This window comes from Dactylosporangium sp. NPDC048998 (assembly GCF_043197855.1).
In the GTDB taxonomy this organism is placed as follows: Bacteria; Actinomycetota; Actinomycetes; order Mycobacteriales; family Micromonosporaceae; genus Dactylosporangium.
Genome location: NZ_JBICTV010000004.1, coordinates 429,494 through 450,306 on the forward strand (window position 1 = coordinate 429,494; position 20,813 = coordinate 450,306).

18 protein-coding genes and 1 pseudogene are annotated in these 20,813 nt (G+C 69.7%); all 19 read left to right on the plus strand.

The genetic code is table 11. The annotated features are described in order from the left end of the window. The first annotated feature begins 42 nt into the window (after positions 1-42). The 19 genes and pseudogenes from ACGFI8_RS12775 (at position 43) to ACGFI8_RS12865 (ending at position 20,807) form a co-directional block, all read left to right on the plus strand. Positions 43-1,317, plus strand: coding sequence for a geranylgeranyl reductase family protein (locus ACGFI8_RS12775; RefSeq protein WP_392803698.1), 1,275 nt, complete (start codon positions 43-45; stop codon positions 1,315-1,317). Positions 1,318-1,459: 142 nt separating this feature from the next. Then, on the plus strand, positions 1,460-1,825 hold the full coding sequence (locus ACGFI8_RS12780) for an NADH-quinone oxidoreductase subunit A (protein WP_392803700.1): 366 nt from the start codon (positions 1,460-1,462) through the stop codon (positions 1,823-1,825). Between the two features lie 3 nt (positions 1,826-1,828). Continuing rightward, a complete protein-coding gene (locus tag ACGFI8_RS12785; RefSeq protein WP_392803702.1) occupies positions 1,829-2,515 on the plus strand; it encodes a NuoB/complex I 20 kDa subunit family protein in 687 nt (228 codons plus the stop codon). Next, positions 2,512-3,210 carry an NADH-quinone oxidoreductase subunit C gene (locus ACGFI8_RS12790; protein WP_392803703.1) on the plus strand — a complete coding sequence of 233 codons (699 nt, stop codon included), beginning with the start codon at positions 2,512-2,514 and terminating at the stop codon, positions 3,208-3,210. The genes ACGFI8_RS12785 and ACGFI8_RS12790 overlap by 4 nt, the downstream gene beginning before the upstream one ends. Positions 3,211-3,283: 73 nt before the next feature. Next, the gene (locus tag ACGFI8_RS12795) at positions 3,284-4,600 is read left to right on the plus strand and encodes an NADH-quinone oxidoreductase subunit D (protein WP_392803705.1); all 1,317 of its coding nucleotides are present in this window, start codon (positions 3,284-3,286) and stop codon (positions 4,598-4,600) included. Beyond that, a pseudogene (nuoE, locus tag ACGFI8_RS12800) lies at positions 4,600-5,295 on the plus strand (NADH-quinone oxidoreductase subunit NuoE); the annotation flags it as partial. The gene ACGFI8_RS12795 and the pseudogene nuoE, both read left to right, overlap by 1 nt. Then, complete coding sequence (gene nuoF, locus ACGFI8_RS12805) at positions 5,295-6,620, plus strand: NADH-quinone oxidoreductase subunit NuoF (protein ID WP_392803707.1); 1,326 nt, start codon at positions 5,295-5,297, stop codon at positions 6,618-6,620. The pseudogene nuoE and the gene nuoF, both read left to right, overlap by 1 nt. Then, a complete protein-coding gene (locus ACGFI8_RS12810; RefSeq protein ID WP_392803709.1) occupies positions 6,620-9,073 on the plus strand; it encodes an NADH-quinone oxidoreductase subunit G in 2,454 nt (817 codons plus the stop codon). Before nuoF ends, ACGFI8_RS12810 begins: the two co-directional genes overlap by 1 nt. Beyond that, on the plus strand, positions 9,070-10,422 hold the full coding sequence (gene nuoH / locus ACGFI8_RS12815; protein ID WP_392803711.1) for an NADH-quinone oxidoreductase subunit NuoH: 1,353 nt from the start codon (positions 9,070-9,072) through the stop codon (positions 10,420-10,422). Before ACGFI8_RS12810 ends, nuoH begins: the two co-directional genes overlap by 4 nt. A gap of 49 nt (positions 10,423-10,471) precedes the next feature. Continuing rightward, positions 10,472-10,972, plus strand: coding sequence for an NADH-quinone oxidoreductase subunit NuoI (nuoI, locus tag ACGFI8_RS12820; RefSeq protein WP_392804086.1), 501 nt, complete (start codon positions 10,472-10,474; stop codon positions 10,970-10,972). Between the two features lie 8 nt (positions 10,973-10,980). Next, a complete protein-coding gene (locus tag ACGFI8_RS12825) occupies positions 10,981-11,748 on the plus strand; it encodes an NADH-quinone oxidoreductase subunit J (protein WP_392804088.1) in 768 nt (255 codons plus the stop codon). Further along, on the plus strand, positions 11,745-12,044 hold the full coding sequence (gene nuoK / locus ACGFI8_RS12830; RefSeq protein ID WP_350546253.1) for an NADH-quinone oxidoreductase subunit NuoK: 300 nt from the start codon (positions 11,745-11,747) through the stop codon (positions 12,042-12,044). Before ACGFI8_RS12825 ends, nuoK begins: the two co-directional genes overlap by 4 nt. A gap of 10 nt (positions 12,045-12,054) precedes the next feature. Beyond that, positions 12,055-13,965: an NADH-quinone oxidoreductase subunit L gene (gene nuoL / locus ACGFI8_RS12835; protein ID WP_392803713.1), complete on the plus strand. Its 1,911-nt coding sequence runs from the start codon at positions 12,055-12,057 to the stop codon at positions 13,963-13,965. Continuing rightward, on the plus strand, positions 13,962-15,491 hold the full coding sequence (locus ACGFI8_RS12840; protein WP_392803715.1) for an NADH-quinone oxidoreductase subunit M: 1,530 nt from the start codon (positions 13,962-13,964) through the stop codon (positions 15,489-15,491). The genes nuoL and ACGFI8_RS12840 overlap by 4 nt, the downstream gene beginning before the upstream one ends. A gap of 47 nt (positions 15,492-15,538) precedes the next feature. After that, positions 15,539-17,029, plus strand: coding sequence for an NADH-quinone oxidoreductase subunit NuoN (gene nuoN, locus ACGFI8_RS12845; protein WP_392804090.1), 1,491 nt, complete (start codon positions 15,539-15,541; stop codon positions 17,027-17,029). 103 nt (positions 17,030-17,132) lie between these two features. Continuing rightward, the gene (locus ACGFI8_RS12850) at positions 17,133-18,164 is read left to right on the plus strand and encodes a polyprenyl synthetase family protein (protein ID WP_392803717.1); all 1,032 of its coding nucleotides are present in this window, start codon (positions 17,133-17,135) and stop codon (positions 18,162-18,164) included. Positions 18,165-18,610: 446 nt separating this feature from the next. Next, positions 18,611-19,387 (plus strand): IclR family transcriptional regulator, encoded by a 777-nt coding sequence (locus ACGFI8_RS12855; RefSeq protein WP_392803719.1) that lies wholly within the window; start codon positions 18,611-18,613, stop codon positions 19,385-19,387. A gap of 137 nt (positions 19,388-19,524) precedes the next feature. Next, positions 19,525-20,019 carry a sigma-70 family RNA polymerase sigma factor gene (locus ACGFI8_RS12860; RefSeq protein ID WP_392804092.1) on the plus strand — a complete coding sequence of 165 codons (495 nt, stop codon included), beginning with the start codon at positions 19,525-19,527 and terminating at the stop codon, positions 20,017-20,019. Next, on the plus strand, positions 20,016-20,807 hold the full coding sequence (locus tag ACGFI8_RS12865; RefSeq protein WP_392803721.1) for an anti-sigma factor family protein: 792 nt from the start codon (positions 20,016-20,018) through the stop codon (positions 20,805-20,807). Before ACGFI8_RS12860 ends, ACGFI8_RS12865 begins: the two co-directional genes overlap by 4 nt. Positions 20,808-20,813 lie beyond the last annotated feature (6 nt).

The window sequence follows — 20,813 nt, forward strand, 5'->3', positions numbered from 1 at the left end:
GCTGAACCGGCAACTGCTGAACGGGCAGGGGGTGTAACGGCCATGAGCGACACCGCGAAGGATGCGGATGTCATCGTCGTCGGCGCCGGGCCGGGCGGCTCGGCCGCCGCGTTCCACCTCGCCCGTCACGGGCTGCAGGTCCTGCTGCTCGAGAAGACCGAGTTCCCGCGCGAGAAGGTGTGCGGCGACGGGCTCACGCCCCGCGCGGTCAAGCAGCTGATCAAGATGGGCATCGACACCACCGAGGAGAAGGGCTGGCTGCGCAACCGCGGCCTGCGCGTCATCGGCGGTGGGGTGCGCCTCGAGCTGGACTGGCCCGACCTCGCGAGCTTCCCGGACTACGGGCTGACCCGCACCCGCATGGACTTCGACCACATGCTCGCCACGGCCGCGACCGACGCGGGCGCCGTGCTGCGCAGCGGGACCAACGTGACCGGCCCGATCCTCGACCGCACCGGCCGGGTCGTGGGCGTGACCGCCACCGGCCAGGACCGGGAGCCGCTGGAGTTCCGCGCCCCGCTGGTCATCGCCGCCGACGGCGTCTCCGGGCGGTTCGCGCTGGCGCTGGGCATCGCCAAGCGCGACGACCGGCCGATGGGTGTGGCCGTCCGGCAGTATTTCTTCAGCCAGACCCGCCATGACGACGACTACCTCGAGTCGTGGCTGGAGCTGCGCAGCCGGGAGTCGGGCGACAAGCTCCTGCCGGGCTACGGCTGGATCTTCGGGCTGGGCGACGGCCGGGTCAACGTCGGCCTGGGCGTGCTCAACAGCAGCGTCGCCTACGGCAAGACCAACTACAAGACGCTGCTCGCCGACTGGCTGGACAACACCCCGGCCGACTGGGGCCTGTCCGACCCGGCCAACGCCGACGGCAAACCCCAGGGCGCGGCGCTGCCGATGGGGTTCAACCGGGTGCCGCACTACACCCGGGGCGTGCTCCTCGTCGGCGACACCGGCGGCATGGTCAACCCCTTCAACGGCGAGGGGATCGCCTACGCCATGGAGTCCGGCGAGCTGGCGGCGGAGATCGCCATCCAGGCGCTGGCCCGGCCGCAGGGCACCGCGCGCGAGCGTGTGCTCGCCAACTATCCGTCCGAGCTGAAGGCCCGCTACGGCGGGTACTACCGGCTCGGCAACGTGTTCGTGAAGCTCATCGGCAATCCGCAAATCATGCGGATCGCCACCAAGCACGGCATGCCACACCCGACCCTTATGCGGTTCGTGCTGAAACTCCTCGCCAACCTCACGGACCCGCGGGGTGGGGACGCCATGGACCGCGTGATCAACGCGATGACCCGGCTGGCGCCGGCCGCCTGACCCCAAAGGCACTGGCCAAGGCCACATTTGGGGTGCCCCGGACGAAGCCGTCGAGGCATTACCGAATAGTGTTAAACCCGCATACAGAGTGGTCCCGAGGGCTGACCGGCCCGCGGGCTCGCCGAAAGGACGGAGCAGCACGATGTCGCTCGCGCCGTACGTACCGATTCTCGGGCTCTTCGCCCTAGCCGCCGCATTCGCGCTGTTCTCGGTGGCGGTCGCGCCGTTCGTCGGGCCGCGCCGGTTCAACAAGGCGAAGCTCGACGCTTACGAGTGCGGCATCGAGCCGACTCCCCAGCCCATCGGCGGTGGCCGCTTCCCGGTCAAGTTCTACCTGACCGCGATGCTGTTCATCGTCTTCGACATCGAGATCATCTTCCTGTACCCGTGGGCCGTGAACTTCGACGCGCTCGGCCTTTTCGGGTTTGTGGAGATGGTGCTGTTCATCGTCACCGTGTTTGTCGCGTTCGCCTATGTGTGGCGCCGCGGCGGGCTGGATTGGGACTGAGCCATGGGCATCGAGGAAAAGGTACCGACCGGCGTCCTGTTGACCACCGTTGAGAAGCTGGTCAACTGGTCGCGAAAGGCGAGCTTCTGGCCGGCCACCTTCGGCCTGGCCTGCTGCGCCATCGAGATGATGGCGACCGGCGCCGCCCGCTACGACCTGGCGCGCTTCGGCATGGAGGTCTTCCGGGCGAGCCCTCGCCAGGCCGACCTGATGATCGTCGCGGGCCGCGTGAGCCAGAAGATGGCCCCGGTCCTGCGCCAGATCTACGACCAGATGCCGGAGCCCAAGTGGGTGCTCTCCATGGGCGTCTGCGCCTCCAGCGGAGGTATGTTCAACAACTACGCGATCGTCCAGGGCGTGGACCACATCGTCCCCGTGGACATGTATCTGCCGGGCTGCCCGCCGCGCCCGGAGATGCTCATCGACGCGATCCTGCGCCTGCACGACAAGGTCATGGCCGAGCCGCTGGGCGACCGGCGCCGTCGCGCGATCGAGGCGCGGGTCGAGCGCGAGGGCGCGCCCGTGGTGGCGCCCGGCGCGATGCCGTCGAGCTACCGGTTCGACAAGGTCAAGCGCGCCGAGTGGACGAAGGCCGCCGCCGTGGGCCGCGAGGAGCAGCTGCGCATCCAGAAGTGGATGGAAGAGCGGGCAAACCTGACGAACCCCGCAACCAAGGGGGGCAACAAGTGACTGACGTAGAGCCGGTCGGCGCGCAGCTCGGCGCCACGGCCCAGACCCCGCCGTCCAACGGGGCCGGGCGCGGCATGTTCGGCGTGCAGGGCACCGGCGACACCTCGGGCTTCGGCGGCCTGCGCCGCCGGCGCGCGGCCGAGCTCGACTCGCCGCGGCCCTTCGGCGGCGACTTCGACGAGGTCGTGGACGCCCTCGAGGAGGCATACCCGGGCTTCGACGACGCGATCGAGCGCATCGTGGTCGACCGCGGCGAGCTCACGCTGCACATCCTGCCGGAGCGCATCGCCGAGGTCTGCCAGTCACTGCGGGACGACCCGGCGCTGCGCTTCGAGCTGTGCTCCTCGGTGTCGGGCGTGGACTACCTCGGCTCCGACGGGCGCCGGCTGCACGCGGTGTACCACCTGACGTCGATGACCTTCCGCCGCCGGATCCGCCTCGAGGCCGCGGTCACCGCCGAGGACCCGCACCTGCCGAGCGTGACTCAGGTGTACCCCACCGCCGACTGGCAGGAGCGGGAGACCTACGACATGTTCGGCATCATCTTCGACGGCCACCCCAACCTGACCCGGATCCTCATGCCGGACGACTGGGAGGGCTTCCCGCAGCGGAAGGACTACCCGCTCGGCGGCGTGCCGGTCGAGTACAAGGGTGCGGAGATCCCGCCGCCGGACCAGCGGAGGAGTTACCAGTGACGGAGCGAATGCGGAGTCACCAGATGACTCAGGTGTCAGGTCATCGGACCGCCGAGCGAAGCGAGGGATCCCGATGACCACCGACTACGCGGCCGCGCGCGAGACCACCGAGGGCCGGGTCTTCACCGTCACCGGCGGGGACTGGGACACGGTCGTCAACGAGGCCGGCTCCGAAGAGCGCATCGTCGTCAACATGGGCCCGCAGCACCCGTCCACGCACGGCGTGCTCCGCCTGGTGCTCGAGCTCGAGGGCGAGACCGTCACCGAGGCGAGGACCGTCGTCGGGTACCTCCACACGGGCATCGAGAAGAACCTGGAGTTCCGCAACTGGACCCAGGGCACCACCTTCGTGACCCGGATGGACTACCTGGCGCCGATCTTCAACGAGACCGGCTACTGCATGGCGGTCGAGAAGCTGCTCGGCATCGAGGACCAGATCACCGCCCGCGCCACGACGATCCGCGTCCTCATGATGGAGCTCAACCGGATCTCCTCCCACCTGGTCTGGCTCGCCACGACCGGCATGGAGCTCGGCGCCCTGTCGATGATGATCTACGGGTTCCGCGAGCGCGAGTACATCCTGGACATCTTCGAGATCGTCTCCGGCCTGCGGATGAACATGGCGTATGTGCGCCCGGGCGGCCTCGCGCAGGACCTGCCGGACGAGGCGATCGTCAAGATCCGCGAGCTGCTCGGCTGGATGCCCGAGCGCATCGACATGTACGAGGACCTGCTGTCCGGCAACACGATCTGGCGCGAGCGCACCCAGGGTGTCGCGGTGCTCGACGTGACCGGCTGCCTGGCGCTGGGCATCACCGGCCCGGTGCTGCGCTCGGCCGGGCTCGGGTGGGACATCCGCAAGCAGCAGCCGTACCTCGGGTACGAGACCTACGACTTCGAGGTCCCGACCGAGACGACCGCCGACGCGTGGGGCCGCTACAAGGTCCGGCTCAATGAGATGCGCCAGTCGCTGCGGATCATCGAGCAGGCGCTTGCCCGGCTGGAGCCCGGCCCGATCATGATCGCCGACAAGAAGATCGCGTGGCCGGCACAGCTCGCGGTCGGCGGCGACGGCCTGGGCAACTCGCTCGAGCACGTCGCGAAGATCATGGGCCAGTCGATGGAGGCCCTGATCCACCACTTCAAGCTGGTGACCGAGGGCTTCCGGGTGCCGGCCGGCCAGGTGTACGTGCCGATCGAGGCGCCCCGCGGCGAGCTCGGCGTGCACGCGGTGTCCGACGGTGGCACGCGCCCGTTCCGGGTGCACTACCGGGAGCCCAGCTTCATCAATCTGCAGGCGATCCCGGCGATGGCGGAGGGCGGTCTGCTCGCCGACGTCATCGTGGGTGGCGCCTCGCTCGACCCCGTCATGGGTGGGTGTGATCGTTAATGGTGTTCAGTGAGGTCACGCGCGAGCGCGCGCGTGAGATCATCGCGCGCTACCCCGAGGGCCGCTCGCGCTCCGCGCTGCTGCCGTTGCTGCACCTGGTGCAGTCGGAGGAGGGGTACGTCTCCCCGGACGGCATCGCGTTCTGCGCCGAGGTCCTTGGTATCACCAAGGCCCAGGTGGGCGCGGTCGCGACGTTCTACACCATGTACAAGCGCAAGCCGACCGGCGACTGGCTGGTGAGCGTCTGCACCAACACGATGTGCGGCGTGCTCGGCGGCGACCAGGCCTATCAAGCGCTAAGCGAGTATCTCGGTGTCGGGCACGACGAGACGACCGCCGACGGCAAGATCACCCTTGAGCACGCCGAGTGCCTCGCGGCCTGCGACTACGCGCCGGTCATGACGGTCAACTACGAGTTCTTCGACGGTGTGACCGAGGACAGCGCGCTGTCGCTGGTCAAGCAGCTGCAGAACGGCGACCGCCCGCAGCCCAGCCGCGGCACCCGCCTCTGCACGCTCAAGGAGATGGCGGTGCAGCTCGCGGGCTTCGCCGACGACCGGGGCGACGAAGTCATCGCCGACGGGCCGGCCGGGGAGCCGACGCTGGCCGGCAACCGGCTCGCGGAGCGCTTCGGGATCTCGGTGCCGGGCTTCGACCCGGAGACGCCCATCGCCAAGAAGGACGAGGCGAAGAAATGACGCTGGACCACCACCAGCCCTCGCAGGAGTCGCTGTCGAAGCTGACGCCGGTGCTCACCAAGCGCTGGCTGTCGCCCGACGCGTGGAAGATCGACGTGTACGAGCGGCTCGACGGCTACACGGCGCTGCGCAAGGCGTTCAAGGCCCACCCGGACGACCTGATCCAGCTGGTCAAGGACTCCGGCCTGCGCGGGCGCGGCGGCGCCGGCTTCCCGACCGGCATGAAGTGGGGCTTCATCCCGCAGAACGACGGCAAGCCGCACTACCTCGTGGTCAACGCCGACGAGGGCGAGCCGGGCACCTGCAAGGACCTGCCGCTGATGATGGCCGACCCGCACGCGCTGGTCGAGGGCGTCATCATCGCGTCGTACGCGATCCGGGCCAACTTCGCCGCGATCTACATCCGCGGCGAGGCGGTGCACGCGGCCCGCCGGCTGCGCGCCGCGGTCCGGCAGGCATACGCCAAGGGGTACCTCGGCACGAACATCCTCGGCAGCGGCTTCGACCTCGACCTGGTCGTGCACAGCGGCGCCGGCGCGTACATCTGCGGCGAGGAGACCGCGCTGCTGGACTCGCTGGAGGGCTACCGCGGCCAGCCCCGGCTGCGCCCGCCGTTCCCGGCGACGCACGGCCTCTACGCCTCCCCGACGGTCGTCAACAACGTCGAGACGATCGCCAGCGTGCCGTACATCGTGCTCGGCGGCTCCGCGTGGTTCCGCAGCATGGGCACCGAGAAGTCGCCGGGCCCGAAGATCTACTCGATCTCCGGCCGCGTGAACCAGCCCGGGCAGTACGAGTGCGGCCTCGGCGTCACGCTGCGGCAGCTCATCGACCTGGCCGGCGGCATGCAGCCCGGGCACACGCTGAAGTTCTGGACGCCCGGCGGCTCGTCGACGCCGATGCTCACCGACGAGCACCTCGACACGCCGATGGACTTCGAGGGCATGGCCGGGGCCGGCACGATGCTGGGCACCACCGCCGTGCAGGTCTTCTCCGACCAGGACGACATCGTCTACGCCACGTACCGCTGGATCGCGTTCTACCACCACGAGTCCTGCGGCAAGTGCACCCCGTGCCGCGAGGGCAACTACTGGATGGTCCGCATCCTGCACCGCATCCTGGCCGGCCAGGGCACCCACCAGGACCTCGACACCCTGCTGGACGCCTGCGACAACCTGCTGGGCCGCTCGTTCTGCGCGCTCGGCGACGGCGCGACCAGCCCGGTGACGTCCTCGATCAAGTACTTCAAGCAGGACTACCTGGACTACATCGAAGGCCGCAAGGCGCCGATGTTCGCCGGCGAGCTGGTAGGAGCCCACTGATGACCGACGTGGTTCCCAACACGGAGACGGTGAAGCTCACGATCGACGGCATCGAGGTCGAGGCGCCGAAGGGCGCGCTCGTCATCCGGGCCGCCGAGCAGGTGGGCATCTCGATCCCGCGCTTCTGCGACCACCCGCTGCTGGCCCCGGCCGGTGCCTGCCGGCAGTGCCTGGTCGACATCGAGGGCCAGCGCAAGCCGGTGGCCTCCTGCACGCAGCCGGTGGCCGAGGGCATGGTCGTGCGGACCCAGATGACCTCCGAGGTGGCCAAGAAGGCCCAGGAGGGAATCATGGAGTTCCTCCTGATCAACCACCCGCTCGACTGCCCGGTCTGCGACAAGGGCGGCGAATGCCCGCTGCAGAACCAGGCGATGAGCAACGGCCAGGCCGAGTCCCGGTTCGTCGAACACAAGCGGGAGTACCCCAAGCCGCTGCCGATCAGCACCCAGGTGCTGCTCGACCGCGAGCGGTGCGTGCTGTGCCAGCGCTGCACCCGCTTCTCCGACGAGATCGCCGGCGACAAGTTCATCGACCTGATGGAGCGCTCGTCCAACGAGCAGATCGGCGTGTTCCGCGGCGACCCCGACTCGCCCGAGGACGACGCGCCGTTCAACAGCTACTTCTCCGGCAACACGATCCAGATCTGCCCGGTCGGGGCGCTGACGAGCTCGCAGTACCGCTTCCGGGCCCGCCCCTTCGACCTGGTCTCCACGCCGAACGTCTGCGAGCACTGCTCCGCGGGCTGCGACCAGCGGGCCGACCACCGGCGGGGCAAGGTCATGCGCCGCCTCGCCGGCGACGACCCGGCGGTGAACGAGGAGTGGAACTGCGACAAGGGGCGCTTCGCGTTCCAGTACGTCAACGCCACCGACCGCATCACCACCCCGCTGGTCCGCGACAAGAAGACCGGTGAGCTGCGCACGGCCAGTTGGCCGGAGGCGCTGACGGTCGCCGCGGCTGGGCTCGCCGCCGCGAAGGACAACGGCGGCGTGGGCGTGCTGGCCGGCGGCCGGCTGACCGTCGAGGACGCCTACGCGTACGCGAAGTTCGCCCGGGTCGCGCTCGGCACCAACGACATCGACTTCCGCGCCCGGCCGCTGTCGGCGGAGGAGACCGAGTTCCTCGGCTCCCACGTCGTCGGGCGGACCGAGGTCACCTACGCCGACATCGACCAGGCCCCCGCGGTCGTCTTCGTCGGGCTGGAGCCCGAGGAGGAGTGCCCGATCATCTTCCTGCGGGCGCGCAAGGCGTACCTCAAGCGGGCCCTGCCCAGCTACGCGGTGGCGCCGTTCGTGAGCCGCGGCTTCGAGAAGCTCGGCGCGACCGTCCTGCTCACCGCTCCCGGCGCCGAGGCGGAGGTGCTCGGCGCGTCCGAGCAGCTGCGCGAGGCGCTGTCGGCCGAGGGCGCGATCCTGTTCGTCGGCGAGCGGCTGGCGAGCGTGCCGGGCGGCCTGTCCGCCGCGGCGCGGCTGGCCGAGGCCACCGGCGCCCGGCTCGCCTGGGTGCCGCGCCGGGCCGGCGACCGGGGCGCGGTCGAGGCCGGCGTCCTGCCGACCCTGCTGCCGGGCGGCCGCCAGGTCTTCGACCCGGCCATGCGCAGCGAGGTCGCCATCGCCTGGGGCCTGGACGCGGGCGTGCTGCCCAGCGCCTCGGGCCGCGACACCGACGGCATCGTCGCCGCGGCCCGCGAGGGCCGGCTCGGCGCGCTGGTCGTCGGCGGCGTCGACCCGTCCGACCTGGCCGACCCGATCGCCGCCGAGGAGGCGCTGGACAAGATCGGCTTCCTGGTCAGCCTGGAGCTGCGGATGAGCGCCGTCGCCAAGCGCGCCGACGTCGTCCTGCCGATCGCCCCGGCGGTCGAGAAGTCCGGCTCCTACGTCAACTGGGAGGGCCGGGTCCGCCCGTTCGGCACCGTGCTGAAGACCCAGGCGATGAGCGACGCCCGCGTGCTCGACACGCTGGGCCGCGAGCTCGGCGTCCAGCTCGGCGTCGCCGACGTGACGGCGGTCCGGGCGCAGCTGGCCGCGCTGGCCCAGCTGCCGCTGCCCGGCACCGTCGGCGCCGGCAACCCGAGCGTCGTTCGCGGCACCGCGCCCGACGTCGAGCCGGCCGCGCCGGCCAAGCCGGGCAGCGGCCAGGCGATCCTGGCCTCTTGGCACCACCTGCTCGACGGCGGCTCGCTGCAGGACGGCGACGGCCACCTGGCCGGCACCGCCCGCCCCGCCGTGGTCCGGATCTCCAAGAGCACCGCGGCCGACCTCGGCGTGGTGGACGGGGACGCGGTGACGGTCGGTACCGAGCGGGGCGCGATCACCCTGCCGGCGCTCGTCACCGACATGGTCGACGGGGTTGTCTGGATCCCGACGAACTCACCGGGCTCGACCCTGCGGCGCACGCTCGGCGTCACCGAGGGCGCGCTGGTCGAGATCAGCACTGGGGGTAGCGCAAAATGACGCCTCTCGCCTACGGCAACCTGGACCAGTTCGGCAAGGACCCCTGGTGGCTGGTGATCGCGAAGGTCATCGTGATCTTCGCGTTCCTGGTCGTCATGACGCTCTTCGCCATCTGGTACGAGCGCCGGGTCGTGGCCCGCATGCAGGTCCGCCCGGGCCCCAACCGCAACGGGCCGTTCGGCCTGCTGCAGTCGCTCGCCGACGGCCTGAAGCTGGCCTTCAAGGAAGACATCATGCCGCGCCTGGCGGATAAGGTGGTCTTCTTCTTCGCGCCGGTCGTCTCCACGATCTGCGCGTTCACCGCGTTCTCGGTGATCCCGTTCGGGCCGTCGGTGTCGGTGTTCGGCACGCATACCCCGCTGCAGCTCACCGACATCCCGGTGGCGGTACTGCTGGTGCTGGCCTGCTCCTCGATGGGCATCTACGGCGTGGTGCTGGGCGGCTGGGCCTCCGGCTCGACGTACCCGCTGCTCGGCGGCCTGCGCTCGACCGCCCAGATGATCTCCTACGAGGTCGCGATGGGCCTGTCGATCGTCTCGGTCTTCCTGGTGGCGGGCTCGATGTCGACCTCGGAGATCGTCGCGGCGCAGGCGGGCAACGGCACCGCCGACGTGTTCGGCATGACCTGGCACCTGCCGGCCTGGTACGCCGTGCTGCTCCTCCCGAGCTTCCTGATCTACTTCACGTCCGCGATCGGCGAGACCAACCGGGCGCCCTTCGACCTGCCGGAGGCCGAGTCCGAGCTCGTCGGCGGCTTCCACACCGAGTACTCGTCGCTGAAGTTCGCGCTGTTCTTCCTCGCCGAGTACGTCAACATGGTCACCGTCTCGGGCCTGTGCACCACGCTGTTCCTCGGCGGCTGGCGCGCCCCGTGGCCGATCTCGATCTGGGACGGCGCGAACCACGGCTGGTGGCCGGTCCTGTGGTTCACCATCAAGCTGCTGCTGCTGCTGTTCGTGTTCGTCTGGCTCCGCGGCACGCTGCCCCGGCTGCGCTACGACCAGTTCATGCGCTTCGGCTGGAAGGTGCTCATCCCGGCCAACCTGGTCTGGATTCTGGCGCTGTCCGGCATCCGGCTGGTGCAGACGCACGGGGACCTGAGCACGGGCGCGCGCACCGGAGTGATCGTGGGCATCGCCGCACTGGTCGTGCTGGTGCTGGTGCTCGCCGGCCTGCAGCGCGCCCGCCGCGCCCCGCTGGCCGACCTGCCGCAGCCGCACCCGGGTGGCCGCGTCGGTGGCGAGAACGGCTTCCCGTTGCCGCCGCTGAACCTCGAGGTGCCGCCCAGCCCGCGGGCCAAGCGCGTGATCGTCGAGCGGGAAACCGTCCCGACCGGCAAGGAGAGCTGACGTGTCTATTGGTGGAACCCTCAAGGGGTTCGGGGTCACCTTCTCGCACATGTTCAAGAAGGTGGTCACCGAGGAGTACCCGGAGCAGCGCAAGCCGCCCGCCCCGCGGTACCACGGCCGGCACATTCTCAACCGCTGGCCGGACGGGCTCGAGAAGTGCATCGGGTGCGAGCTGTGCGCGTGGGCGTGTCCCGCGGACGCGATCTACGTCGAAGGCGCGGACAACACCGAGGACGCACGGTTCTCGCCCGGTGAGCGCTACGCCCAGACGTACCAGATCAACTACGCCCGCTGCATCTTCTGCGGGCTGTGCATCGAGGCCTGCCCGACCCGCTCGCTGACCATGAGCAACGAGTACGAGCTGGCCCGCGACAACCGCCGCGACCTGATCTTCACCAAGGAGCAGCTGCTCGCTCCGCTGCTGCCGGGGATGGAGCGCCCGCCGCACGACATGCGCCTGGGCGACTCCGAGAAGGACTACTACGTCGGCGCGCTGGAGAACCCCGGCACCTCCGCCGGCGCTGAACGGTCAAAGGGGGTCCACTCATGACCGGAACCCTGGCGCTGCAGACGCTGGCCTCGGCCGGCGAGGTGAAGGGCGGCGAGGCCGTCACCTTCTGGATCCTCGCCCCGCTCGCGGTGCTCGGCGCGATCGGCATGGTCTGGGCGCGCAACGCGGTGCACTCGGCGCTGTCGCTGATCATCACGATGATGTCCCTGGGCGTGTTCTACGTCCTGCAGGCCGGCCCGTTCATCGGCATGGTGCAGATCATCGTCTACACCGGCGCCATCATGATGCTGTTCCTGTTCGTGCTGATGCTCGTCGGCCGCGACTCCTCGGACTCGCTGATCGAGACGCTGCGCGGGCAGCGGATGGCGGCCAGCATCCTGGGCCTCGGCCTGGCGCTGCTGCTGGGCATCGGGCTCTACCGGGCCCTGGGCGGCATCAGCCCGAAGGGCCTGGCCGAGGCCAACGCGGCCGGCAACGTGGTCGGCATCTCCCGGCTGCTGTTCACCAAGTACGTCTGGGTCTTCGAAATCACGTCGGCGCTGCTGATCACGGCGGCGGTCGGCGCGATGATCCTGGCGCACCTCGAGAAGCGCAAGGAAGACAAGGTCGGCCAGCCGGAACGCATGGTGGCGCGCTTCCGCCCGGGCAACTACCCGGCGCCGAAGCCCGGCCCCGGCGTCTTCGCCGGCTCGGACTCGGTGGCGACCCCGGCCCGGCTGCCCGACGGCACGCCGTCCGAGCGCAGCATCTCCAAGATCCTGCCGACGCGGGAGTTGACGTCCGCCGACGTCGCACCGAAGGGGACCGAGAAGTGACTCCGACGTACTACATCGTCCTCGCGGCGATCCTGTTCACGATCGGCGCGGTGGGCGTGCTCGTCCGCAGGAACGCGATCGTGTTGTTCATGTGCATCGAACTGATGCTGAACTCGGCCAACCTCGCGCTGGTCACGTTCAGCCGGATCAACGGCACGCTCGACGGGCAGATCATGGCGTTCTTCGTCATGGTCGTGGCGGCGGCCGAGGTCGTCGTCGGCCTGGCGATCATCATGTCGATCTTCCGGACTCGGCGCTCGGCAAGCGTCGACGACGCGAACCTGCTGAAGTACTAAGGAGCGGGTTGTGGAACCAATCGCCTACTCGGCGGCGAGCGGGTGGCTGGGCTCGTTCTGGCTGCTCCCGACGATCCCGCTGGCCAGCGCGGCAGTGCTGCTGCTGCTCGGCAAGCGGGCCGACCGCTGGGGTCACTGGCTCGGCGTGCTCAGCGTCGCCGCGTCGTTCGTGCTCGGGCTGACGTACTTCTTCTCGCTGCGCGGGCTGGAGAACCGCAACGGCGTCGAGATCAAGCTCTGGGACTACATCGGCGTCGGCAGCTTCCACGTCGACCTGGGGCTGCTCTTCGACCCGCTGTCGGCGATGTTCGTCCTGCTCATCACCGGCGTCGGCTCCCTGATCCACCTCTACGCGGTGGGCTACATGGAGCACGACCCGGGCCGGCGGAAGTTCTTCGGGTACTTCAACCTGTTCATCGCGGCGATGCTGTTGCTGGTCCTCGGCAACAACTACGTGATGCTGTACTTCGGCTGGGAGGGCGTCGGCCTCGCCTCCTACCTGCTGATCTCCTTCTGGTACCTGCGCCCCAGCGCGGCGACGGCCGGCAAGAAGGCGTTCCTGATGAACCGCGTCGGTGACGCGGGCTTCGCGATCGCGATCTTCATGATGTTCGCCTACCTCGGCCGCGTCGACTACGCGGGCGTCGCCAACAACGTGCACGCCCTGAGCAGCGGCGTGGTTCTCGCCATCGCCCTCCTGCTGCTGCTGGGCGCGGCCGGCAAGTCCGGCCAGTTCCCGCTGCAGGCCTGGCTGCCCGACGCGATGGAGGGCCCGACCCCGGTCTCGGCCCTGATCCACGCCGCGACGATGGTGACCGCGGGCGTCTACCTGATCGCCCGCGCGCACCCCATCTTCGACCAGTCGCCCGACGCGCAGACCGTGGTCGTCGCCGTCGGCGCGCTGACGCTGCTGATCGGCTGCATCATCGGCTGCGCCAAGGACGACATCAAGCGGGTCCTGGCCTGGTCGACGGTCAGCCAGATCGGCTACATGTTCCTGGGCGTCGGGCTCGGCGGCGCGGCCTACGCGCTCGCCCTGATCCACCTGCTCGCGCACGGCTTCTTCAAGGCCGGCATGTTCCTCGGCGCCGGCTCGGTCATGCACGGCATGCACGACCAGACCGACATCCGCCGCTTCGGCAACCTGCGCAAGTACATGCCGATCACCTGGGCCACGTTCGGCCTCGGCTGGCTCGCGATCATCGGCTTCCCCGGCCTGTCCGGCTTCTTCTCGAAGGAGCCGATCATCGCCGCGGCCTTCGAGCGCGAGGGCTGGACGGCCTGGCTCTTCGGTGGGGCGGCGCTGCTCGGCGCGGGCCTGACCGCGTTCTACATGACGCGGCTGTTCTGGCTGACGTTCCACGGCCCGGAGCGCTGGACCGAGGACATCAAGCACCCGCACGAGTCCCCGCGGGTCATGACGATCCCGCTGATCCTGCTGGCGGTCGGCTCGGTGTTCGCCGGCTGGCTCCTGTCGACCTCGGTGCCCGACTGGCTGACCCCGGTCTACGGCACCGAGCGCGTCGCGCACGAGCCGGTCATGGCCCACTGGCTGATCACCACGCTGTCGATCGTGCTGACCTTCGCCGGCGCCGGCCTCGCGATCGCGCTGTTCAACAAGGGCACCGCCCTGGAGGAGCAGCCGGCCGGCCCGCTGGTGACCGCCGCGCGCAACAACCTCTACACCGACTCGTTCAACGAGATCGTGTTCGAGGCGCCGGGTCGCTATCTGACCCGCGCCCTGGTCTACCTCGACAACCGCGGCATCGACGGGCTGGTCAACGGCCTGGCCGCTGGCGTCGGCGGCGGGTCGGGCCGATTGCGCCGGGCCCAGACCGGGTTCGTGCGCTCGTACGCCCTGTCCATCCTCGGAGGTGCGGTGCTCGTGGTGGCCGCCACGCTTGCGGTGAGGTTCGGATGAGCCACTTCCCCTACCTGACCGTCCTCACGGCCGCGCCGCTCGTCGGCGCGGCGGGGGTCGCGCTGCTGCCCAAGGACAAGCCCGAGCTCGCCAAGCGCGCCGCGCTGGCCTGGTCGGTCGTGGTCCTGGCGCTCGGCGTCGGCCTTTGGGCGCAGTTCAAGCCCAACGGGGACCGATTCCAGCTGCGCGACTCCTGGACCTGGATCCCGCAGTGGGGCGCGAAGTTCACGTTCGCCGTCGACGGCATAGCGCTCGTCATGATCGCGCTGATCGCCCTGCTCGTGCCGCTGGTCATTCTGGCCTCCTGGCACGACGCGGAGAACAGCAAGCGGTCGGTCCCGGCGTACTTCGCGCTGTTGCTGGCGCTCGAGTGCACGATGATCGGCGTCTTCGCCGCGCAGGACGTGTTCCTGTTCTACGTGTTCTTCGAGGTCATGCTCGTGCCGATGTACTTCCTCATCGGCTCCTACGGCGGGCAGCACAAGCAGTACGCCGCGGTGAAGTTCTTCCTGTACTCGCTGCTCGGCGGCCTGTTCATGCTGGCCGCGCTGGTTGGGCTGTGGGTGCTGGGCGGGGAGACGTTCGACTGGCAGACCCTGGTCCACGCCGACTTCTCGGCCAACACCGAGCGGTGGCTGTTCCTCGGGTTCTTCATCGCGTTCGCGATCAAGGCGCCGTTCTTCCCGTTCCACACCTGGCTGCCGGACGCCGGTGGCGCCGCGCCGGCCGGTGCCGCCGCGCTGCTCGTCGGCGTCCTGGACAAGGTCGGGACGTTCGGGATCCTGCGGTACTGCATCCCGCTCTTCCCGAACGCGTCGAAGGACTTCGCGTGGCTCGGGCTCACGCTCGCGCTCGTCGGCATCATCTACGGCGCCCTGGTCGCGATCGGGCAGAAGGACCTCAAGCGGCTGGTGTCGTACACGTCGATCGCGCACTTCGGCTTCATCGGCATCGGCATCTTCGCCTTCACCACGCAGGCCGGCACCGGCGCGGTCCTCTACATGGTCAACCACGGCCTGGCGACCGGCCTGCTGTTCCTGGTTGTCGGCATGCTGGTGGCCCGCCGGGGCAGCGCGCTGGTGACCGACTTCGGCGGCGCGGGCAAGCTCATGCCGGTGCTCGCCGGCGTCTTCTTCATCGCCGGTCTCGCCTCGCTGGCGCTGCCCGGCACCTCGCCCTTCGTCTCCGAGTTCCTGGTGCTGATCGGCACGTTCACGGTGAACAAGACGGTCGCGATCATCGCCACCGCCGGCATCATCCTGGCGGCCGGGTACGTGCTCTGGATGATCCAGCGCACCACCCAGGGCACCCCGAACCCGAAGCTGGCCGAGATCAAGGCCATGGGCCGCGACCTCTCGCTGCGCGAGGCCGTCGTGGTCGCCCCGCTGATCGCCCTGATCCTGCTGCTGGGCTTCTACCCCAAGCCGGTGATCGACGTGATCAACCCGGCGGTGAAGGCGACCATGCTCGACGTCGGCAAGACCGACCCTAAAGCCACCGTGGGTACCGTGGAGGCCGGCAAGTGAACGACACTCTCCAACTGCCGCACCTGGATTACGCGGCGCTCGCGCCGATGCTGATCCTCTTCGGCGTCGCCTGCGTCGGGGTCCTCGTCGAGGGCTTCGTGCCCCGGCGGGTGCGGCACAGCGTCCAGCTCACGCTGGCCCTGGCCGGCCTGGTCGCCGCGCTGGTCATGGTCATCCGGCAGAGCGACAGGCCGGTGATCACCGCCTCGACCGCGGTCGCGGTCGACAAGCCGGGCCTGTTCCTGTCGGCCGCGATCATCGTGCTGGGCATCGTCGCGCTGCTGCTCATCGGCGAGCGCACGCTGGAGCCGGGCGGCGCGTTCGTCGCGCAGGCCGCGGTCACCGCCAACACCGATCGCGACCGCGAGCAGGCGGCCCGCGTCGGCGGCGCGACCGAGGTCTTCCCGCTGGCGATGTTCGCACTGGGCGGCATGCTGCTGTTCAGCACCGCGAACGACCTGCTGACCATGTTCGTCGCGCTCGAGGTCTTCTCGCTGCCGCTGTACCTGCTCTGCGCGCTGGCTCGCCGCCGGCGGCTGCTGTCGCAGGAGGCCGCGATGAAGTACTTCCTGCTCGGCTCGTTCGCCTCGGCGTTCTTCCTGTTCGGCATCGCGCTGGTCTACGGCTACGCGGGCCAGGTGGACTTCAAGTCGATCTCCACCGCGATCCATGCCGGCGGCAGCGGCAAGGACGACATCCTGCTCTACGTCGGCTTGGCGATGCTGGCGATCGGCCTGCTGTTCAAGGCGGCGGCGGTGCCGTTCCACGTGTGGACGCCCGACGTGTACCAGGGCGCGCCGACGCCGATCACCGCGCTCATGGCGGCCTGCACCAAGGTCGCCGCGTTCGGCGGGATGCTGCGCCTCGTGTACGTGGGATTTGAGGGCACCAAGGTGACGATCCAGCCGGTGCTGGGCACGATCGCGGTGCTGACGATGCTCATCGGGGCGATCCTGGCGGTCACCCAGACCGACATCAAGCGCCTGCTCGCCTACTCGTCGATCGCGAACGCCGGCTACCTGCTCATCGGCGTGATCTCGCTCAACGACAAGGGCCTGTCCAGCTCGATGTTCTACCTGGTGGCGTACGGCTTCACGGTGCTCGCCGCGTTCGCCGTGGTCACGCTGGTGCGCGACGCCGACGGCGAGGCCACCCACCTGTCACGCTGGGCCGGGCTCGGCCGCCGCTCGCCGCTGTACGCCTCGCTCTTCACCTTCATCCTGCTGGCCTTCGCCGGCTTGCCGCTGACCAGCGGGTTCACCGCCAAGGTGGGCGTGTTCGCGGCGGCGGTCGACGGCCACCAGACCTGGCTGGTGATCGCCGGCGTGGTGAGCTCCGCCATCCTCGCCTTCCCTTACCTGCGCGTCGTCGTCATGATGTGGCTGTCGGAGCCGGGCGAGACCACGCCGGCCGTGTCCATCCCGGGCGCCATGACGGCGGCCGCGCTGGTCATCGGCACGGTCGCGACGCTGGTCCTGGGCGTCGCGCCGGGCGCGCTGCTCGATGTGACGCAGAACGCCGCAAAGTTCCTCAGTTAGCTGCTGTTTGTGTAATACCGACAGCGACGTCCCCCGTGGGCTTCCACGTGGGGACGTCCCTGTCTCCGGAGACCGAAGTGCATATGGCATCGTTGGAGCTGTGGTGAGTACGGGAACCGTGCAGTCGAGTGCCTCCGTCGGCCTGACCCTGGCCGATCCGGAGCTGGAGAGCAGCGTCGCCGCGATCCTCCGGGACGTCGAGGCGGTGCTGATCGACTCCGTGCACAGCGCCAACCCGCTGGTCACCGAGGCGGCCCGGCACCTGGTCGACGCCGGCGGCAAGCGGATGCGCCCCATGCTGGTCGGCCTTGCGGCGCAGTTCGGCGACCCGACGTCCCGCGAGTCCCGCGAGGTCGTCATCGCCGGCGCCGTGGTCGAGCTGACCCACCTGGCGACCCTCTACCACGACGACGTCATGGATGAGGCCCCCGTGCGCCGCGGCGCGCCCAGCGCCAACTCCCGCTGGGGCAACGCGCTGGCCATCCTGGTCGGCGACTACCTCTTCTCGCGCGCCGCCGACCTGGCCGCCGAGCTGGGCCTGGAGGCCGTGAAGATCCAGGCGAGCACCTTCTCGCGGCTCGTGCACGGCCAGATCGCCGAGACCGCTGGCCCGCTCGACGGCGAGGACGCGATCCGCCACTACCTGCGCGTGCTGGAGCAGAAGACCGGCTCCCTGATCTCCGCCAGCGCCCGGTTCGGTGCGATGTTCGGCGGCTGCACCCCGGATCAGGTCGACGCCCTGGCGACCTTCGCCGAGACGTTCGGCATCGCGTTCCAGCTCTCCGACGACCTCATCGACATCGCGAGCGACGGCAGCCAGTCGGGCAAGACGCCCGGCACGGACCTGCGCGAGGGCGTGCCCACGCTGCCCGTCCTCTACGCGCTGGCCTCCTCCGACGACGACGCGGCCGCCGTGCGGCTGCGCGAGATCCTCTCGGCCGGCCCGGTCACCGACGACGCACTGCACGCCGAGGCGCTGGGCCTGCTGCGCGAGTCCGCGGCCCTGAAGCAGGCCCGCGAGACCGTCCGTGGCTACGCCGACAAGGCCCGCGCCGCGCTGTCCGTGCTGCCGGACGTGCCGGCCCGCGCCGCGCTCGACTCCCTGTGCGACTTCATCGCCGATCGGACCAACTGACGCAATAGCGCTCCGACCGACGCCGGTCAATGTTGATTTCACTCGGCGTCGGTCGGATTTTTCGTGCCTTCGCACGGCATGTACCGATTTTTGCTGCCGGAGTGCACGTTGCTCAATGCCATCTGGCGCGGTACCCGGGCCGACGACAAGTCGCTACGACGCGATGACGGGCCGGAGCGGCGTATGCGCACTTTGGGTCCAACCACTCACTCACGGCACCATTACTTACTCAGGTGCGAAGATCGACTGTGACGTACTACTCAAGTTCTTCGGCGTGTCGCCACGGGTCGATCACGATCGTAGTGTCCAGTATGGTGTATTCATCGCTATGTGCTGACGGCCGGCATCCCCCCACCTCGCGCCACAAATGATCAGATTGTTCCCTCGACCCTCTCCGATTTCATATGGTGTGACTCCAGTTACTGCTGCGGCTGGGGAGGGCGGCGGTGCGAGATCCACAAGCCGAACCCTCGGATCTCATCCGGAGCGTTTCGAGGGCCCTACGAGTGCTGGAAGCGGTCGGTCAGTCGCCGCGCGGCCTGACGGTGAAGCAGATCGCGAGACGATGTGACTTCACCGTGGCCACCACCTATCACCTGGTCCGGACGCTGGCCTACGAGGGTTATGTGATCCGCCGGGAGAACGGCACCTACGTGGTCGGGCTGGAGATCGCCGACCGCTACCGTGAGCTCGTGCTGGCCTTCCGCGGGCCGGACGCCGTCATCGACCGGCTGCGCCGAGCCGCCGCCGAGACCGGGTACAGCCACTATCTGGGCCGGTTCGTCGGCGGGCGGATCGCGGTGACCGCGATGGCCGAGGGCCCGCGCACGCCGCCGTTCGACGACCTGGTGCCCGGCTACGACGAGGCCGCGCACGCCACCGCGCTGGGCAAGGCGCTGCTCGCCACGATGAGCCCCGACCAGCGGTGGCGGTTCCTCAAGGAGTACGGCATGCGCGCCTGCACCTCGGCCACCCTCACGTCGCCGGAGGCGCTCGACGCCGACCTGGCCGCCGGTGACCGCCGGGGCATGCAGATCGAGATCGGCCAGTTCCGGCAGGGCCTGGCCTGCGCCGCCGTCATGGTCGTCAACGACCGAGACCCGGACCGCCGGGTCGTGCTGGCCTGCGCGCTGCCGCCGGCTGAGCTGATGTCGTCGGCCAAGGTCGTGCGCACCCGACTGCTCGCCACCGCCCACCACCTGGCGACCGCGCTCGCCGAGTAGGGCGCGTTCGGCATACGCTCAGGTCATGTCGCATCGGGGACATGTTTCCTCCGGCTGAACCTCTGTGCGTATTCGTGCGTACAAGCTGGTGGAAGGGATCGGAAGCATAGCGAGGCGTGAGTAGAGACGATGCTGAACTGCTGAGGGCGCTCCATGCGGAGCACGGAGACGCGCTGTTCGGCCATGCCTTGCGACTGACCGGCGGCGACCGCCAACGGGCCGAGGACCTGGTGCAGGAGACCCTGCTGCGGGCCTGGCAACACCCGGAGAGGCTCGACCCGGCCCGTGGCTCGGTCCGAGCGTGGCTCTTCACCACCGCCCGGAACCTCGCCATCGACGCGTGGCGGCGACGTTCCGCGCGGGTGGGCGAGGTTTTCACCGACCAGATGCCGGAGACACCGGTGGTGGTCGACGAGACCGAGCGCGCGGTGGAGTCCTGGGTCGTCGCCGAGGCGTTGACCCGCCTCTCCCGACCGCACCGCGAGGTCTTGGTCGAGTGCTTCTACCAGGGCCGTTCCGTCGCCGAGGCGGCGGAGCGCCTGGGCGTGCCGGCGGGCACGGTCAAGTCGCGGACGTATTACGCACTGCGTTCGCTGAAAGTCGTCCTGGAGGAGTTGGGGGTGACGCGATGAGGTGTGAACACCTCCATGACTCGGCTGTCTACGTGCTGGGGGCGTTGTCGCCGCCCGAGCGCGAGGCATACGAGCGGCATCTCGCCGATTGTGCGGAGTGCCGTGCGGAGGTGGCGGAGTTCTCCGACCTGCCGGGCCTGCTCGGCCGGCTGGATCCGGAGATCGCCGCGCAGATCGCCCTGGCGTCGGACCCGCCCGACTCGCCTTCGCCGTCCCGCTGGGCCGGGCCGAGCGTCACGACCTCCGGCTCCACGGTCTCCGGGTCCGGGGACTCCGTCGCTGCCGGCTCCGCCGCGAAGATCAACGGCGTGGCCGTGGACCCCCTGCTCCCGCGGGTGCTCGACCGGGCCCGCAGCGCCCGGCGCACCGAGCGGCGGCGGCGCCGCTGGCGGACGGCCGGCACCGCGCTCGTGGCCGCGTTCCTGGGCGTAGTCGCGGTGATCGGGGTTCGAGCCCTGGGCATCGGGCAACCGGACTACGAGGCGATGCGCGAGGTCGCCGCGACCGTGCCGGTGACCGCGTCGCTCGCGCTGGACTCGGCGCCGGACGGCACGGTGGTGCGGATGCGCTGCGCGTACAAGGCCGGCGAGGGGCCCGAGTACGCGAAGTGGACCTACAAGCTGGTCGTCGTACCGAAGTCCGGGGACCCCGAGGAGATCGACACCTGGACGGCCCGTTCGGGCGACGAGCTGCAGCTGACCGTGCACAGCTCGATCCCGCGCTCCGACATTCAGCGGATCGAGATCCGCAAGGGCGACGGCACCCCCTTGCTCTCGCTCACCGCCTAGTTTTGT

Coding starts and splice junctions, on each gene's coding strand:
- ACGFI8_RS12780 (WP_392803700.1), top strand. CDS start 1,460: ATGTCGCTCGCGCCGTACGTACCGATTCTCGGGCTCTTCGCCCTAGCC.
- nuoN (WP_392804090.1), top strand. CDS start 15,539: ATGCTGATCCTCTTCGGCGTCGCCTGCGTCGGGGTCCTCGTCGAGGGC.
- ACGFI8_RS12840 (WP_392803715.1), top strand. CDS start 13,962: ATGAGCCACTTCCCCTACCTGACCGTCCTCACGGCCGCGCCGCTCGTC.
- nuoI (WP_392804086.1), top strand. CDS start 10,472: ATGTTCAAGAAGGTGGTCACCGAGGAGTACCCGGAGCAGCGCAAGCCG.
- ACGFI8_RS12865 (WP_392803721.1), top strand. CDS start 20,016: ATGAGGTGTGAACACCTCCATGACTCGGCTGTCTACGTGCTGGGGGCG.
- nuoH (WP_392803711.1), top strand. CDS start 9,070: ATGACGCCTCTCGCCTACGGCAACCTGGACCAGTTCGGCAAGGACCCC.
- nuoF (WP_392803707.1), top strand. CDS start 5,295: ATGACGCTGGACCACCACCAGCCCTCGCAGGAGTCGCTGTCGAAGCTG.
- ACGFI8_RS12795 (WP_392803705.1), top strand. CDS start 3,284: ATGACCACCGACTACGCGGCCGCGCGCGAGACCACCGAGGGCCGGGTC.
- ACGFI8_RS12785 (WP_392803702.1), top strand. CDS start 1,829: ATGGGCATCGAGGAAAAGGTACCGACCGGCGTCCTGTTGACCACCGTT.
- ACGFI8_RS12810 (WP_392803709.1), top strand. CDS start 6,620: ATGACCGACGTGGTTCCCAACACGGAGACGGTGAAGCTCACGATCGAC.
- ACGFI8_RS12775 (WP_392803698.1), top strand. CDS start 43: ATGAGCGACACCGCGAAGGATGCGGATGTCATCGTCGTCGGCGCCGGG.